The sequence below is a fragment of the Candidatus Sysuiplasma jiujiangense genome (assembly GCA_019721075.1).
Lineage (GTDB): Archaea > Thermoplasmatota > Thermoplasmata > Sysuiplasmatales > Sysuiplasmataceae > Sysuiplasma > Sysuiplasma jiujiangense.
Genome location: JAHEAD010000007.1, coordinates 47329 through 63031 on the forward strand (window position 1 = coordinate 47329; position 15703 = coordinate 63031).

The 15703-nt window shown below is 49.3% G+C and carries 12 protein-coding genes; 3 read left to right on the forward strand and 9 right to left on the reverse strand.

The window, feature by feature from the left end; all coding sequences use genetic code 11:
• Positions 1–344 precede the first annotated feature (344 nt).
• From KIS29_05460 to KIS29_05495, 8 genes are all read right to left on the reverse strand, one after another.
• A complete protein-coding gene (locus tag KIS29_05460) occupies positions 345–1811 on the reverse strand; it encodes an APC family permease (GenBank protein ID MBX8639770.1) in 1467 nt (488 codons plus the stop codon).
• Positions 1812–2603: 792 nt separating this feature from the next.
• Positions 2604–2891, reverse strand: a complete 288-nt coding sequence (locus KIS29_05465; protein ID MBX8639771.1) for a hypothetical protein — start codon at positions 2889–2891, stop codon at positions 2604–2606.
• Positions 2888–3115, reverse strand: a complete 228-nt coding sequence (locus KIS29_05470) for a helix-turn-helix domain-containing protein (GenBank protein MBX8639772.1) — start codon at positions 3113–3115, stop codon at positions 2888–2890. The genes KIS29_05465 and KIS29_05470 overlap by 4 nt, the downstream gene beginning before the upstream one ends.
• Positions 3116–3255: 140 nt before the next feature.
• A complete protein-coding gene (locus KIS29_05475; GenBank protein ID MBX8639773.1) occupies positions 3256–4704 on the reverse strand; it encodes a hypothetical protein in 1449 nt (482 codons plus the stop codon).
• A gap of 103 nt (positions 4705–4807) precedes the next feature.
• Positions 4808–5422 (reverse strand): transposase, encoded by a 615-nt coding sequence (locus KIS29_05480; GenBank protein ID MBX8639774.1) that lies wholly within the window; start codon positions 5420–5422, stop codon positions 4808–4810.
• A 927-nt stretch (positions 5423–6349) separates the two neighbouring features.
• Positions 6350–7132, reverse strand: coding sequence for a dihydroorotate dehydrogenase electron transfer subunit (locus tag KIS29_05485; protein ID MBX8639775.1), 783 nt, complete (start codon positions 7130–7132; stop codon positions 6350–6352).
• Positions 7113–8033 (reverse strand): dihydroorotate dehydrogenase, encoded by a 921-nt coding sequence (locus tag KIS29_05490; protein MBX8639776.1) that lies wholly within the window; start codon positions 8031–8033, stop codon positions 7113–7115. The genes KIS29_05485 and KIS29_05490 overlap by 20 nt, the downstream gene beginning before the upstream one ends.
• A gap of 108 nt (positions 8034–8141) precedes the next feature.
• Positions 8142–9011 carry a hypothetical protein gene (locus KIS29_05495; protein MBX8639777.1) on the reverse strand — a complete coding sequence of 290 codons (870 nt, stop codon included), beginning with the start codon at positions 9009–9011 and terminating at the stop codon, positions 8142–8144.
• 114 nt (positions 9012–9125) lie between these two features.
• Here KIS29_05495 and cysS point away from each other — a divergent pair, with 114 nt between their 5' ends.
• Positions 9126–10505: a cysteine--tRNA ligase gene (cysS, locus tag KIS29_05500; GenBank protein MBX8639778.1), complete on the forward strand. Its 1380-nt coding sequence runs from the start codon at positions 9126–9128 to the stop codon at positions 10503–10505.
• 5 nt (positions 10506–10510) lie between these two features.
• On the opposite strand, the gene KIS29_05505 is transcribed toward cysS, so the two are convergent.
• Positions 10511–12181, reverse strand: a complete 1671-nt coding sequence (locus KIS29_05505) for a glutamate--tRNA ligase (protein MBX8639779.1) — start codon at positions 12179–12181, stop codon at positions 10511–10513.
• 107 nt (positions 12182–12288) lie between these two features.
• Between KIS29_05505 and KIS29_05510 the strand changes: the two genes are divergently transcribed.
• Both KIS29_05510 and KIS29_05515 read left to right on the forward strand, forming a co-directional pair.
• Entirely contained in the window at positions 12289–13860 is a 1572-nt protein-coding gene (locus KIS29_05510; protein MBX8639780.1) for a DEAD/DEAH box helicase, read from the forward strand.
• A 44-nt stretch (positions 13861–13904) separates the two neighbouring features.
• Positions 13905–15662 (forward strand): ATP-dependent DNA ligase, encoded by a 1758-nt coding sequence (locus KIS29_05515; protein ID MBX8639781.1) that lies wholly within the window; start codon positions 13905–13907, stop codon positions 15660–15662.
• Positions 15663–15703 lie beyond the last annotated feature (41 nt).

The following is a 15703-nucleotide window of genomic DNA, read 5'->3' on the forward strand; positions in this document are numbered from 1 at the left end:
ACAGAAATTACGGCGTAGCTGCCTGTCATCTAGGCAATCAGTGAGTTTTTTCCACACATCAAATCAGGAAGAGGGTTGAGATATGCCGGGTGACGCTTATATGTGGTTGTATTTCCACGGGCCCGGACAGACTGTGGCAGTTTGGAATTTTTTGCCTCTTTAGCGCTTTTGCAAATTTCAAGCATGAATGAATTGCACATGTGAATTTCCCAGATCCAATATTCAGGATGCCCGCTTCTGGCCGTGATTCTTTTCCTGCCCTGGAATGATGCAGCCAAAAAGACCCGGGGTGTTTCACACGGTGTCCTGTTTACGGCGCCAGATGTCCTCAGCGCGCGATGTTCTCATGCAACGGTTTCCTCAACAACATCGTAGTCTGCGGAGCCGGCACGCATGAGCGCGTCCCTCTTGTTTCTGTAGAGATAAACACCGAAAAGCAATGCACCGATTATCCATATGCCCGCCAGTACAGGGGAGAGAACATATGGCCATCCGAGTTCGTCAAACGCAAACACGATTACGGGCAGCAGGGAAACACTCGAAACTATTGGGATGACTGCGTCCTTGAGAACACTGTAGTCTTCCCTTTGTTTGTGTGCAAAACGAAGATACGCAATATTGGCCATCGTATGACCTGCAACAAGCCCTATACCCGCCATTGCTCCGGTAATTATTGCCGCAATGAATGGTCCAAATGGAATCGAAAGCGCAAGAGACATAAACAGGGCAATAAGAGAAACCACCACTACGGCCCTGTACGGTGTTTGATATTTAGGATGTGTTTCAGAGAGCCATTTTGGGAGAACACCGTCTCTTGCCATGGCATACAGAATCCTGGACTGGACGATGGGATTTGCGACAGTATATGCGATGTAACCGTTGAGTATGAAGAAAAGCAGTATCAACTCACCGGGAAGACCGAAAAATCTGTGCCAGATTATCAGTCCGGGGTCAGGTGATGTTGCATACGAAGCCATCTTTGAAGGACCCCAGGCGATAGTCAGTGCATACATGGCAGATATCAGAGTCGCGCCGGCCAGCACAGCGGCAATTATGATCGCCCTGGGGACGCTCCTCTTTGCCATCTTTGTTTCTTCACCGATCCCGATTACTGTTCCCATTCCTCCATAGGCTTCTATTCCGTAAAGCATCGCGAACAGGAAGGGAACAATACTGATGCCTGCGGGGTTGAATACACTCAGGGTATTCGCCGCTCCCATCCTGATTATGATTGTCCAGCTTGTTACCAGGAGAAATATAACTTCTGCACTGGCTGTTATCAAAAGGTATACCAGGGAAGGCCTTATGCCGAAATAATTGAAGACGAGGCCGGTTGCAAACGGAATCAGGAGTATTGGGAACCAGATGTATGCGATGGAAGATATCGCAGGTGAAAGCAGGAATACTACAGAAGTGAAACCCAGAAGTCCAAAACTGGGATAGATTACCATTTCGTTCAGCAGATACATCCATCCATTCATGAACCCGTAAAATCCACCGAATCCATGGCCCCCTATCGCATAATATCCGCCTGCATGAATTACTCTCTTCGAAAAGCGGTAGTTTGTATTTACCATCAGCAAGTAGAAGACCCACGAAAGCAGGACAGAGAGGGGAGAGGCACCAAGCGCGAAGAGCGCGACGCCCGTCAGCAGTATACCGATGTCGCCAGAAGGTGCCACATGCGTGTATGCCTGAAAGACAGCATGCCAGACGCCAACAGCATTTTTCCGAAGGGCGTGCTTCGAGTCGAGTTTAATTTTCCCTCCATCCACAGCCGCGCCAGAAAATTCCACGCTAGGAATGGGCATGGACGCTGGATTACTGATATAATATATATACGTTATTGGGTCTTTCTACCAAACTCTGGTTGTATACAATGCCAGCAGGTGAAAGTCAAATCAGCAGGACACCGTAAAATTTAGAGTCGGGTGCATCGTTTCACCTGGTATCAAAGCAGGGGATGCAACTTGACAGAGTCAGAAGTGGATTCGCAAATAAGAAGATATTGTGCCATTTTGGAGAGAACCTTCGGTGAACCTCCCGACAGCTTCCTGAGTCTTCACCCGGACTTCAGAGACGCTGTTGCCGGATGACCGTTTCCGGCAGCGGCGTCCCTCCATGGCCTGAAGCCTGACACGGTGGAGGAGCTCCTCCCCTCCCTTTACCGCAGGCAGCCGAAATACCCGGCAGCCGCGATGCTGAAGTCTCTCATGCTGATGGATCGGAAGCTGATGAACATCCATCCCTGCATGCCGGCATTGCTCCTCATGCAGAAATGCGGTCTATCGGGGCTTAACATGGTAGATCTTTACACTGAGGTGTGTAGACCCTGAACGGCTGGCTGTTTGTCAATTTCACTGCAATGATGCTCTAATACCGCATACACAACCTGCTTGTTTCGCACGGTATGCTCAGGAAGTATTCGCCGATGGGCATCCTCGAGCATCGGTCAGGGGTGCAGATGCTCAGCGTGGACGGTCAATGGATAATGGCGGAGATGCTGAGGAGGACGAGAGAGATGATAACGCAGCCGGAGATACCTGTTATTCAAAATTGACGGAGTTACGGATTAAGCCGCAATGCAATGACCCGAACTGTTTTCATGTTCTGAGTGTAAAGTAAAGGGAGAGCAGAGCCGCGAGTCCGAGTGTGTTGAGAATTGCGAGCGGCAACGATACGGAATCTCCCATGCTCCTGTAAAACGACAGTATTGTCCAGGTTCCCAGCGCATCCTGAGCTATGAAGAGGAGAGCAAAGAGCTGTATTCCGATGAGCAGCCTTCCACCGGTTGATCTGTGTATCTTCGAGTAGAGGATGAGAATGTACAGTAGCAGGGCTATCTCCACGGCAAGGACCGCAATTGAGACGATCCACCAGAAGCCAATCATGCTTTCCCTCCATATTTTTCCACTACATCTTTGATGCAATGACCGTTTTCAGTCACTTTCTGTGATGGAAAATACGTCTCCCCGTACCTCTTTCCAACGACAGCCACTAAACCATTTCCGGCAAGAACCCTGAGATGATGCTCCACTGTCCTGTAGTTCAGTCCAAGCTCACTGCTCAGTCGATTAGCGTTCATGGGTTCCTTCATCAAACTCTGCATGATCATGAGTCTCGTCCTTCCGCCTCTGGTTGCGAAGAATAACCAGAAACACAGTCTGCTGAAATTCTCATCGCTCTCACTCTTCACGAGGATGACAGCAACCTTGAGCTATTAAAATAAATTTGGAAACGGTTTAGGATCCGGTCTCAAACCCTGGACAGGGGACCGGATCCGGTGAGATCAAACGTCTCGGCAACAATTGCATAGCCGATCTGACCTGTGACAGCGCTGAATCCCTGGCTGTAGTAATGAATTGTGTAGGTAACGTTCAGGTAGAAGAACTGCGAAGTGTTGGAGGCGTTCTGGACGACGAACTGTACCACAGCCTTCACTAAAGCATTCTGTCCGTTAACTGTGACCACAGGCGGACTTTCGCTGTAGAACCACACAGCACTCCATATGCCGAAGAACCTGTTCCAAACGCCGTTGATTGCAACTGTGCCATTGTAGGTGCCTGAGAGCTTGCCGCCGATCCAGTGCAGTGTTGCGTTTGATGCATACTGTTGCATCACAGATGTGCTGTTCTCTATCGCTATATTGTTCCAGTGCGTGAATGCCAGGGAAGTGACGCTGTTCAATTCTGCAGATTCCTGGGCGAGGGAGATGAAGCCGCTCCCTACTATGTGCCAGATTTCGTTGTATATCATCCAGCTGCCTGCGTTTTCGATGAAATTCAATGTGTAGTTAATTGTCAGGTACTGTACCTGGCTCTGGTTTGAAGAAGGTGTGAGCACAAACTGATTCATTGATGTCACAGTTGCTGTATTTCCGCTGACACCGACAGCGGGCGGAGATACCGTATAGAACCACACAGCACTCCATATGCCGAAGAACCTGTTCCAAACGCCGTTGATTGCAACTGTGCCATTGTAGGTGCCCGTGAGAGGGCCGCCGATCCAGTGCAGTGTTGCGTTTGATGCATACTGGTCGGAGAATAGAGAGGCGTTCTCTATTGCTATGGCATCCCAGTGGGAGAATGCAGCAGAACTGACAGCGAGATAATTAAGTTCGCTGAACTGTCCCTGAGTGTATGAGAGAGGCCCTGCGCCCTTGATCATCCACTCTTCAGCATATATGTGCCATTCTGAAGCGTGTTCAATAAAATGCAGCGTGTACGATATATTCAGATAGTTCACCTGCTGAGGCGATGCAGCCGGAGAAGCGGTGAACTGTATTCTGGCTGAAACCGAGGAAACATTTCCCGTGACAATCACAGACGGCTGTCCCTGGCTCAGGAACCAGATGGATGACCAGCCGGAAAAGAATTTCTGCCATACACCCTCTATTGATGCCGTGCCCGAATATGTGCCGTTCAGCGGACCACCTATCCAGTCGAGCGTGGCGTTCGAGGTGTACTGACTCATCAGTGAGGAAATATCCCTGTCAGAGATGTAGTTCCAGTGATCATAGGAGGATTTGAGAACAACAGCGCCCTGCTGATTCACATAATTCTGCGAAACCGTGTTCAACGTCTTCTGATAACCTGCAGCCTTTGAATTTGCTGAGTTGAGGGATACAAGCTCAAAGGCAAACGCAGATGCAAATACAATCGACAGCACAACAAATACCGCAAGTGCAATGCTGATTCCTTTCATTTCAACCGGTAGAATCAACAGCGGCGCCGTTATTTGAGCGATTTTCGCAATTATTACACAAATCATATGCAAATTACGTGCAATTTGGGCCTTGCACATAAACTCATGATCTGGCACCCTTTGCGAGCAGCCTGACATTGTGGCATATCTCCCTTGCAGGCACCTCGTTTCTCCTGCTCACTGGTTTCCTGCACCTGAGCCTCTCACCGAATATCGCCTTCTCCATGTGGTGACGTGTTTCAGCCATGCTCATTCTGTGGTATCTGCTCCGGAACCTGTTCACGAATCTCATCGAGTAGTATGTCATGCTGTCGAATGCATCGCTGATATTCCGGGGGAGTACTGCATTGCCCTTCGGCCTGAAACAGGGCTGCAGTCCGGCAGCCCTTGCAGAGTTGCAGCATCTGTGGTTCCAGTAAGCACTGCCGGCCGCCATGGCTGTGGCGGCGGATTGTTCCGGCACCTCATTCATGAGCTGATCGAGCTGGGTGCTGTCATGCCATGTGCCTGCTGTCCTTACAGCCAGTGTCATCAGCGAATCTGTGCCGGAGAGCACATGTATCTTGCCGTAATCCTTCCTCTCTTCCCTGTACCTGCTGCTCCTCCATGAGCCTGAGCCGTGGAGGAGCAGGCCGGATGAGTCAATCGCGATGGTCGACTCCTCCTTCCATGCACCCTCTGCCGTATGCTCAAGGAGCGATTTCAGCGTACCCTCCATGGAAGGCATCCTGTTGTATGCCGCTGGAAACTCTGGACCGGCACTTACACCAGAGGATCCCCTGATTCCTTTGCAGGCCTGTTAAGAATCTTTGATTCTGAATCCGGAACTATTCCCATTCCTGCCGGCAGGAGATATGGCATTCCCGAAATTTAACGTTTTCCACACAATTTTCCTGGAGAGCTATAAATGATATAGTTCAAATCAGAATTTTATCTGCCTAAAAATACTATCATCATTTCAGGAATTTTGAAACTGTATTCCTCTTCCTCTTTTATAATGAAGCGGAAGCAGGCAGCGTGAATCCCTTCCAGAGTGCAGGAGGCAAATTATTTTGAGTGCCCGGCTTCGGACCGGACATGGTTTTACGTGTGACCTTTCGGGAATTTTACTTTCGATTTGTGGTGATAGCTGAAAAGCGCGTCTGCCCAGGCAGACAGAACTATCTCATCTTCCGTAAACACCATCTTCCCCGTGCCGAGAGCATCTGCAAGCGAACAATACCATTTAGCTGGTTTGGTTGAGGCGAGCTATCTGTGCTTTGTGTCGTTTCCTTACCGGTATGCCTCGACAGCATCGGATGCACCAGCTCACAGCAGCTTGACCTCGCAAACGGTTTTCAACGTGATTGCAGGGTGGGCAGGCGCGCTGTATCTTACCGGTTCATATATCATGTCAAGCCTTCACGTTTCCGTTCAACTTGCGGAGAGGCTGAATGTCTGTTGCTAACACAGACAGTCAAATCAAAGAAGAGTGAAATTGATATGCCGGACCTGACCAGGGTGCAAATCGGCATGCGTCATATGTGGAATGATGAGATGCCGTCATCCTGCGCTGTTATTGGATGACCTGAGGCATTATGCTCGCAGCCGGCCAATGTTTATCTGAAATCCAACGTCACCTGCACCGCGTGGTTGATTGTACGATTTACAGCCTGACTTTGAGTCCGCTCGGATCCAGTCTGTATTTCCCGAAGTCATTTGTTGAAAGCAGAAAAGAGCCGTCAAACACCGGACCGTCGCGACATACAAGGTAACCGTCAATTGAGCAGGCATCGCATATTCCGAAACCACATTTCATGTATCTCTCCACAGCGATCTGAGATTTTATCCCGTTCTGCTCCGCAATCTCTGCCAGCTTGTAGAGCATAATCTCAGGGCCGCAGGCAATAAGGCAATCGTAAGTTCTCGACCGCATCAATTTCTCTGCCACTTCCGTGGCAAACCCTCTGTGCCCCTCCGAGCCGTCGTCCGTGGAGACTAGAAATTCATTCGCATACTTCTTCATCCTGCCGCAAAAGAACAACTCATCAGCGCTTCGTGCTCCAAAGACTACGTCGACAACAGCCTTTCTGGAAAACTCTTCGGCAGCAGTTACAACCGAAGCTATGCCTGTCCCACCGCCGACAACAAGCATCCTCTTTCCATTTGGTTTGAAACTGTTGCCAAAGACTCCTCTGATGCCAATTCTCTGGCCGACCTCCATCTTTGACAGATATGATGTTGTTTGACCTATCGTTCTGAACGTGAAGCCTTTCTTCCTGGCATTGTATGAGAGCGACATGGGGACCTCCCCTGCTCCCGGCGCCCAAACCATCACAAACTGTCCCGGCTGTGCTTTCCTGGTATCGTCATACCGAATAGTCCAGATGTCTTTCCCCTCGCATGTTATCTCTCTGATTTCGGCAATCTCAAGGGTTCCTGTGGGCAATTCCGATCATCTCCTTTATGTTCTTCAGGTTCTCCCTCTCCATGAAGTCAGAGAGTTCCGAAATCACCCTGCCGAAAATGCCACTGCCGAATTCCGCGACAGCCGTTCCGATCTGGAAGGCGCAGGCGCCCGCCATTATATACTCGGCGGCATCGAGTCCCGTGTAAATTCCTCCCACTCCAACAACTGGAATGGAACATCTCTCGTAAACTTCATATACGCATCTTAGGCCGATAGTTTTTATCGCCCTTCCTGAGAGTCCGCCATATTTGTTTGACAGAACAGGCATTCTCAACTTGGCCGATATGGCCATTGCCTTGACAGTGTTTATGCACACAATCGCATCTGCACCTGAGGATTCGGCCGCCTCGGCAAGGTCTGCAATATCTGCTACATTGGGTGTGAGCTTTGCCCAAACAGGAATATCGACCGCATCCCTGACTGAATGAACAATCTCCGAAACATCTTCCTGTGTGCTTCCTATCTCAGAGCCAACTCCCTTTGCATGGGGGCAGCTCAGGTTGAGTTCCACCGCTGCTGTCCCGGCTTCCTCCATCTCCGAGGCGATTTGTGAAAACTCATCGCCGCTTGCTCCGAATACGCTTCCGATAACCGTAACGCCCTTGGAAACCAGTGAGCGGATCACATCCGTATAATTCCGTATTCCAGGGTTTGGAAGACCCATTGCGTTGACCATTCCTTCCTCTGTGACGTAAACTGTAGGATTTCTGTAACCGATTCGCGGTTCAAGGCCAATAGATTTGGTTACCACTGCTCCAGCCCCATCCCTGTATGCCCTGTACATCGATTCTGCCGTCTCGCCAAGTATGCCGCTGGCGAGAAGAGTTGGGTTTCTTATTGGAATTTTCCCGATTTCACATCTTAATTCCGGTGCTTCCACGGTTATACGGTTAAGGACGCAGGTTATATGAATTCTGTTGATGAACCTTATCCAATTTATTTCTGCCAGTTATCGAAAAATATTATTTTGCCGGAATTTATCACCGTTTCAGGGGGACGTTATTTGCATATAGCCTATTTCGATATTCAGGTCTGTTATATTGAAAATCGAAAGCTGAATACTGTTGCTGCTAACCTCAATTGAATATTCTCCGCCAGTACCGGTAGGCGGAATGCCTGTAACATTCTGCAGCTTTCCGAAAGACTGTTTAAGATATTTCGCCCAAGCTTCTGTATAACTGGAGTGTATGGTGAGGTTGAGATCGCCAATTTCGCCTGAACCGAACGAAACGCTTCGGTTTGAGAAATATGTGCTTGTCAGAGAAACAGGTCCATCGCCAGAGACAGTGAAATCCCGACCGATAAGTGAAATAAGATTGATTGTTATTGAGGCTCCGTTTGAACCTTTTGTGACACTTAGTTGCGGGCCCTCCTGGACGAAGGCAACACTTCCCTGGCTGAGTATTACTGCACCTCCTTGATATGCAACTGTCTGCGGTGTGTAGTACTGATTGCCAACATTGGTCGATAATGATCCGTTTATTGAGTAATACTCGGTGACATTAGAATGCGCCAGTTTAAGCTGGTAGCTGAGGGAGGCAGAAAAGGACGTACTGGAAAAGCTCACGCGCCCATTTGTCGGCGAGGCAAAAGGAGCAGATCCCGGCGTTCCCAGCACCATTGTCGCTGTCATTGGATAGGGCCATTTCCCGGATTCAAGATTGTAATTCTGTATCTGAAGGGCGGAGAATTCGCCGTAAAGCTGCTGCATGTGGTTGTATTCCTGTGTCTTCATGTAAACGGGCACATAGCCAATCATGTAGAGATTTATGAATGAAAGCACGATCAGCAGGATGAACATGGTTGCTATTGCACCTGCCACCCCTTTCCTGTCAGCGTACAGCTTCTTTACTGTCATTCAAGCCGCTACATCTTCCGTTTGGCTCTTTTTAAACATTACACTCCAGTTTCAACTGTGATAATCACATTTAATAAGGCCGAGAGATAACCGCTAAGACGGGCAGGCACGAAAATGATGATCTATGACACAATGTCTCGCGGCAAGGTGAAATTCATCCCGCAGAAACAGGGAGAAGTAAGCATCTATGTCTGCGGCCTGACAGTATATGATTCAATGCATGTCGGTCATGCAAAGTCATTCGTTTCATTTGATTTCATTGTCAGGTATCTGAAATTTGCTGGCTATAAGGTAAATCTTGTCGTCAACATCACAGATATCGACGACAAGATCATAAAAAGGGCGAATGAGAAGGGAATTGAAGCGCTCAAACTGTCATCGGTGTATGCTGCGGAGTTCATCAGTGATATAGATTCGCTGCTGATCGACAGGGCGATTGTCTATCCTAAGGCAAGTGAACACATCGGCGATATAATGGCAATGATCGTCTATCTGCAGGAAAACGGCTTCGCATATGAGCTTGAAGGGAGCATCTATTTTGATATAGCAAAGACAAAGGACTATGGTAAACTTTCCGGGCAGTCGATCAGCCAGATACTCTCCGGAGCGAGAGTGGAGGTCAATGAGAGAAAGCGGAACCCTGCGGACTTCGCTCTATGGAAGGCGGCAAAAGAGGGGGAAATAAGCTGGGAGAGCCCGTGGGGAAGGGGCAGGCCGGGCTGGCATATCGAGTGCTCTGCAATGTCTATGAAGTATCTCGGACAGACACTCGACATCCATGGCGGGGGTGAGGACCTTATATTCCCCCATCATGAGAACGAAATACAGCAGAGCGAAGCTTACACAAAGAAGAAATTTGCCAATTACTGGATGCATGTCGGCCTGCTCAATTTTTCTGGCGAAAAGATGTCCAAGTCATTACACAATTTTGTGACAGTGCGGGAACTGCTTTCAAAATACAGGCCGGAATCGCTCCGTTTCTTTTTTGCCGGCAGTCTATACCGGAGACAATCGGAATTCGGCATGGAGTTGCTCGAGGAAAGCGAACAGGCCCGCAGAAAATTGGAGGGCTACGTTCAGGAGCTCCTTTCCGTGGAATCCGAGTCAGGTTCGGGTGAGGAACTGGCATCGTCAATGCTGAATTCATTCAGGGAGCTGATGGATGATGATTTCAATACACGCGACGTCATAGCTATGCTCTTCACTAAACTCCATGAAGCAAGAAGAATGAAGGAAGCCGGGCAGATATCCGGAAAGGGGGCGAAGAGCATAATTTCTGCGTTGAAGGAAATCAACGGCGTTCTAAGAATCATGAATGAGGATGCATTTATCAGGCAGACACTGGAAAAAGAAGTCCTCCTCCTCATAGAGCGCAGGGAGAACGCCAGGAAGGCAAGGCGGTTTGATGAAGCGGATGCAATCAGGGCAAGACTGAGCGAAATGGGCATTGTGCTTGAGGACACGCCTGAAGGTGTCAGATGGCGTAAGAAATAGAAAATTCAGTTATGTGTGTAGTAGAAGAGCAGTTTCTCTCCTTTCCTTCTCAGATTCACGAACCCGAACCTCTCAAACTGGATTGGCACGTCGATAGCTACGTCCTTTACCGATGGTTCCGCAAATCCGCTTATCTTTGATCCGTCCACCATCACAACCTCGCACGGAACTGCGCCGTCAACTGGTGCCCACTGTATTCTCGGTATGTTTTTGTTATCTCTTCCGGTGAATAATCCCTTCCTTCCGCTGAGAACGAGATTGCAGTAGTCTTTCAGCCTTATCTCCTGTCCTCTGAATCGGTCCGCGTCTGCGGAAGGTATATACACATACCTTCCCGCGTCTATGCGCCTCTTGCCTTTTTCCGGCCGATCCGGATGAAGCGGTACCTCCACGTAATCTATGTCCGGGGCGTTCTCTATTTCAATTCTCGCTGGGGTGTCGGCAAAGAAGTACCTGTTTGCATCTGCCTCAAGGAATTTCCTGTTTTCCGAATAAAGCGACTCCACCGGCACAGTGATGTCATTGAGACTCATTCCGAAATTCAGTATGAAATTTCTGATTGCCTCCGGCTTTATTCCCCTTGAGCGCAAAGACTGGAGGCTCCATGTCCTCGGATCGTCAAATCCGGAATATTCACCGCTCTCAATTTCTTTCATTGACTTGCTTTTGCTTATCTTGACGCCAGAAATGCGCAGCAGGCCGAAGTGTTCGAATCTCGGTCCTGTTATTCCCAGTTTGCCCCATATGAATTCCTCCATCAAATCCTCCATATAGAGGTCCTTGCCTCTGATTACATGTGTCATTCCGAGTTCTATGTCGTCTACGGCCCACGAAAATTCGAGCATGGGCCACACTTTATATCTTGTTCCCACTCTTGGATGACTCCTGTCTGAAATTCTGCAGAGCACCCTGTCTCTGAAAGCAGGATTCTTGTGCTTCATATCCGTCTTCGCCCTGAGAACCGCCCTGCCCTCCTCGAATTCTCCGGAGAGCATTCTATTCCACAGAGCAATGTTTTCGTCAACGTGCCGGTCTCTGTGCTGGCACTCATTCCCGTTTTCTCTGTTCTTTCTCAACTCTTCTGCGCTGCACTCGCAGACATATGCTATTCCCTCCTGTATTAGCCTCAGAGCCCAACTGTAGAAAAGTTCCAGCCTGTCTGATTTGTAGTATTCTGCATCCCACCTGACGCCAAGCCATTCCAGCCCTTCCTTTATCAGATCATATGAAAAAAGCTGCGGCAACTTTTCTTCCGAGCCTATTGTGTCGTCATAGATGAGCAGTAATTTTCCGCTGTATTTCTTTGCATATTCATCATTCAGTATTATCATTCTGCTGTTGCCTATGTGAAGAGCGCCGGACGGATATGGTGCCAGTCTCACGGTGAAGCCGGGGCCTGCGCCCTCAAGTTGCCGGAGCTGCTGAATCTTCTCCTTTTTCTCTTTCTTCAGCAGTTCAGGCGCTCTTTCGGTCAGCTCTCTGTTCTGCATTTCCAGAGACATTGAATTGACTTCCGCAACCACTCTGGATATCAGCACCATCGCCTCCTTTGCGCTGGCATTCTTGAATTTGGCCATTATTCTGCCCAGAACTGCGTTAACCTCCGCCTTCCCGTCATGCAATATGGCGTTCTGGAGGGCGAGAAGACGTGCCTCAAATTCCATTTGTTCCGTCATTCAAACCTATCCTGTGTATGCTCCATGTATATTAATGCGGAGAGTCCAGCCTCATTTTAATATACCCTGCCGGTTTAATTATTGCCTGTCCGGAGCCAGGGAACTCTTTGACTTACATAAGAGAAGGTAAAATCAGCGAAAGGCTGTACCAGAGGAATATTGCTGCCGCCGCCGGAGAACTGTCAACACTAGTTGTTCTGCCCACCGGTCTCGGTAAAACCGTTATAGCACTGCTTGTCATTGATAATGTGCTGGCGAATTCCCCGGGAAAAATACTGTTCATGGCTCCCACGAAGCCCCTGGTGGAACAGCATTTCAACTTTCTGAAGGAAAAACTCACACTGGCTGAAGGGGACATGGCTCTGATGACCGGTGAGATTCCTGCCGGCGTCCGCAGCAGACTGTGGAAGACTTCAAAGGTAATTGTCTCCACGCCACAGGTCGTCGAGAATGACGCTGAATCCGGCCACTGTGACCTGACTGGTTTCTCCCTGCTCATTTATGACGAATGTCACAGAGCAAGAGGAGATTATTCTTATGTCAGAATCGCACGAATGCACTCTTCAGCAGGAGGCGGAGGGCTTGTTCTCGGCATAACGGCCTCTCCGGGCAGCGATCCATCCTCTGTTGAGGAGATATGCAATGTTCTCGGCATAAGACACATAGAGGTCAGAACAGAGGAGGATCCGGATGTGGAACAGTATGTACAGGACACTTCAATCAGGTGGGTTGACATTGAACTCTCTGAAGAACTCTCGGCATTATCGGGTGAACTTCGTTCGATGCTTGGAGAGAGAATTGAGAAATTGAAAAATCTCAACGCATTGCCAAGAGAGTCCCAGGGTTCTACAAAGGATCTCCTCACTGCGGGCAGGGAACTGTCAATGAAACTTTCCGCAGGGATGAAAAACAGAGCGCTATTTGATTCCATGCGTATCCAGTCGGAGGCAATCAAGATCGCGCACTCAATCGATCTCGCGGAAACGCAGACTGTATATGCACTCAGGAAATTTGTCGAGAAGCTCATTTCGGAGGCGGATGGGAAGGCATCGAAAGCCTCTTCCTTCATTGTGAGCGATGAGCATTTCGGCATAGTGCAGTCGATGCTTTCGTCAATCGGGCACGAACATCCCAAGATCTTTAAATTGAAGGAAATAGTCTCCCGTCAGCTTGAAAGTGTTCCTGCGAGCAGGATAATGGTATTCACACAGTTCAGGGACACGGCGGAAATCGTGCAGAAGGAACTCTCACAGATTCCCGGCGCGAATGTGGTGAAACTCATCGGGCAGGGGACACGAGGAGAGGACAGGGGTCTCCGTCAGAGCCAGCAGAAAGAGGTTGTTTCCAGGTTCAGCTCCGGCGGTGCCAACGTTATGATATCCACTTCAGTCGGCGAAGAGGGACTGGACATCACCTCCACTGACATGGTGATATTTTACGAGCCCGTACCATCGGAAATCAGGCTTATTCAGAGAAAAGGGAGGACTGGAAGACTGAGTTCAGGCAGGGTTGCCATACTTGTCACGAGGGGAACGAAGGATGAAAGTTTCTATTATTCCTCAAAGAGAAAGGAGAGGATGATGAAGATGGCACTGATGGCGCTGAATGAGAAATTGAGCGGCAGGAGCGTCGGCTTTTCTGAAAGAGAGGCAAAGCAGAAGACAATTTTTGAATTCTGATGTAGCGTAACTGTAAATTAGACAAGCGGCAATACCATTGAACCATGCTCTACAGAGAGGTGGCTGATTTTTACGAAAAGGTCGAAGCCACAGCAAAAAGGCTCGAAATAACATCCCATCTTGCCGACATGCTCAGGAAATCGGATTGCAGTGAAATAGCATTCGTCGTCTATCTCACGCATGGCAGGCTGTTTCCTGATTTCTATCCTGACAAGATCGGGATGGCAGAGAAGATGGCGTTGCGTACTCTCTCGACTGTATGCCGTATGGATCAATCGTCAGTGGAGAGTATGTGGAAGGAGTCGGGGGATATAGGCCTTCTAGGCGAGAAACTTCTGCTGAAATCCTCTTCATCGTTTCCCGGTAAGGAACTGAGCGTTTCTGAAGTGCACAGATCTCTGGTAAAGATCACCACGGCAACTGGCCAGGGGTCGCAGGAGACGAAGATCAGTCTGCTTGCCGAACTTCTCTCCTCATCCACTCCGAAGGAGGCGAAGTACATACTCAGGATTGTCGTTGGTAAAATGAGGATAGGCGTGGCGGCAATGACGCTTGTAGATGCGCTCGCTTCCACTTTTGGAACGAAGGAAGACAGGGACGAAGTGGAGCACGCATTCAACATAACAAGCGACATAGGCAAAGTTGCGAAGACACTCTGCATCAAAGGAACTGCCGGTCTGAAGGATCTCAGGCTCGAAATTGACGTTCCCGTTCGTTCGATGCTCGCAGAGAGGCTTCCCAGCCTGGAGGAAATACTGGAAAAGATGGGCGGGAGGGTTGCACTTGATTTCAAATACGACGGCCTGAGGATGCAGGCGCACATAAAGAAAGGAAAGGCGAAATTGTTTTCAAGGCAGCTTGAAGACATAACGGAACAGTTTCCTGAAATAAGCCACGCTGTTGCGGAGGCGTTCAGGGGAAGAGAGGGGATAGTCGAGGGTGAATGTGTTCCGGTGGACGTTAATACCGGGGAACTGCTTCCATTCCAGGTTGTTTCGAGAAGACGGGGAAGGAAACATGGTGTCAAGGAAGCGGTGGAAGAATTCCCGGTGACGCTGTTCCTTTTTGACATACTGATGGCTGACGGAGAAGAGCTGCTGACCACTCCATACGTGGGGAGAAGAGACAGACTGAAGTCGCTTATTTCAGAAAGCGAACGGGTAAAACTTTCAACTGTCCAGATTGTGGACAATCTTAAGGATGCTGAAGACTTCTTCAATCTCGCCCTCCAGTCAGGATGCGAAGGCGTAGTCGCGAAGTCGCTTGCCGAAAATGCAGTGTACCAGGCTGGAGCCAGGGGCTGGCTGTGGATCAAATACAAGAGGGACTACAAATCGGAGATGATAGATACCGTTGACCTTGTGATTGTCGGTGCTTTTGCAGGAAGAGGCAGAAGGAGTGGTACATACGGAGCCCTCCTGATGGCCACATATGACAGCGGTAAGGATGTTTTTGAAACAGTGACGAAGCTCGGAACAGGTTTCGATGATGAAACGCTGTTCTCGCTGCCGAAGTTGCTTAAGGATTATGAAGTGGCGTCAAGGGATCCTGGCGTAGAGAGCAGAATGCAGGCGGATTTCTGGTTCAGGCCCGGGATAGTTCTCGAAGTCCTGGGCGCGGAGATAACACACAGCCCGGTACATACATGCTGCTGGAATGCGGTCAGACAGGACTCAGGTCTTGCGATCAGATTTCCGAGATTCACCGGAAATTTCAGGAAGGACAAGTCGCCGTTCGACGCAACCACCAGCAAGGAGATTCTCGAAATGTATAATATGCAGATGAAGAAGACCAGAGACTGAACCGCGGAAGTAATTTACATGGCGCCCACAGTAATCCGGAT

What these genes read in the sequence shown, in the direction of transcription:
- KIS29_05475 (MBX8639773.1), bottom strand. Translation starts at nt 4,704, where the DNA reads ATGAAAGGAATCAGCATTGCACTTGCGGTATTTGTTGTGCTGTCGATT.
- KIS29_05460 (MBX8639770.1), bottom strand. Translation starts at nt 1,811, where the DNA reads ATGCCCATTCCTAGCGTGGAATTTTCTGGCGCGGCTGTGGATGGAGGG.
- KIS29_05505 (MBX8639779.1), bottom strand. Translation starts at nt 12,181, where the DNA reads ATGACGGAACAAATGGAATTTGAGGCACGTCTTCTCGCCCTCCAGAAC.
- cysS (MBX8639778.1), top strand. Translation starts at nt 9,126, where the DNA reads ATGATGATCTATGACACAATGTCTCGCGGCAAGGTGAAATTCATCCCG.
- KIS29_05480 (MBX8639774.1), bottom strand. Translation starts at nt 5,422, where the DNA reads ATGGAGGGTACGCTGAAATCGCTCCTTGAGCATACGGCAGAGGGTGCA.
- KIS29_05515 (MBX8639781.1), top strand. Translation starts at nt 13,905, where the DNA reads ATGCTCTACAGAGAGGTGGCTGATTTTTACGAAAAGGTCGAAGCCACA.
- KIS29_05465 (MBX8639771.1), bottom strand. Translation starts at nt 2,891, where the DNA reads ATGATTGGCTTCTGGTGGATCGTCTCAATTGCGGTCCTTGCCGTGGAG.
- KIS29_05470 (MBX8639772.1), bottom strand. Translation starts at nt 3,115, where the DNA reads ATGATCATGCAGAGTTTGATGAAGGAACCCATGAACGCTAATCGACTG.
- KIS29_05495 (MBX8639777.1), bottom strand. Translation starts at nt 9,011, where the DNA reads ATGACAGTAAAGAAGCTGTACGCTGACAGGAAAGGGGTGGCAGGTGCA.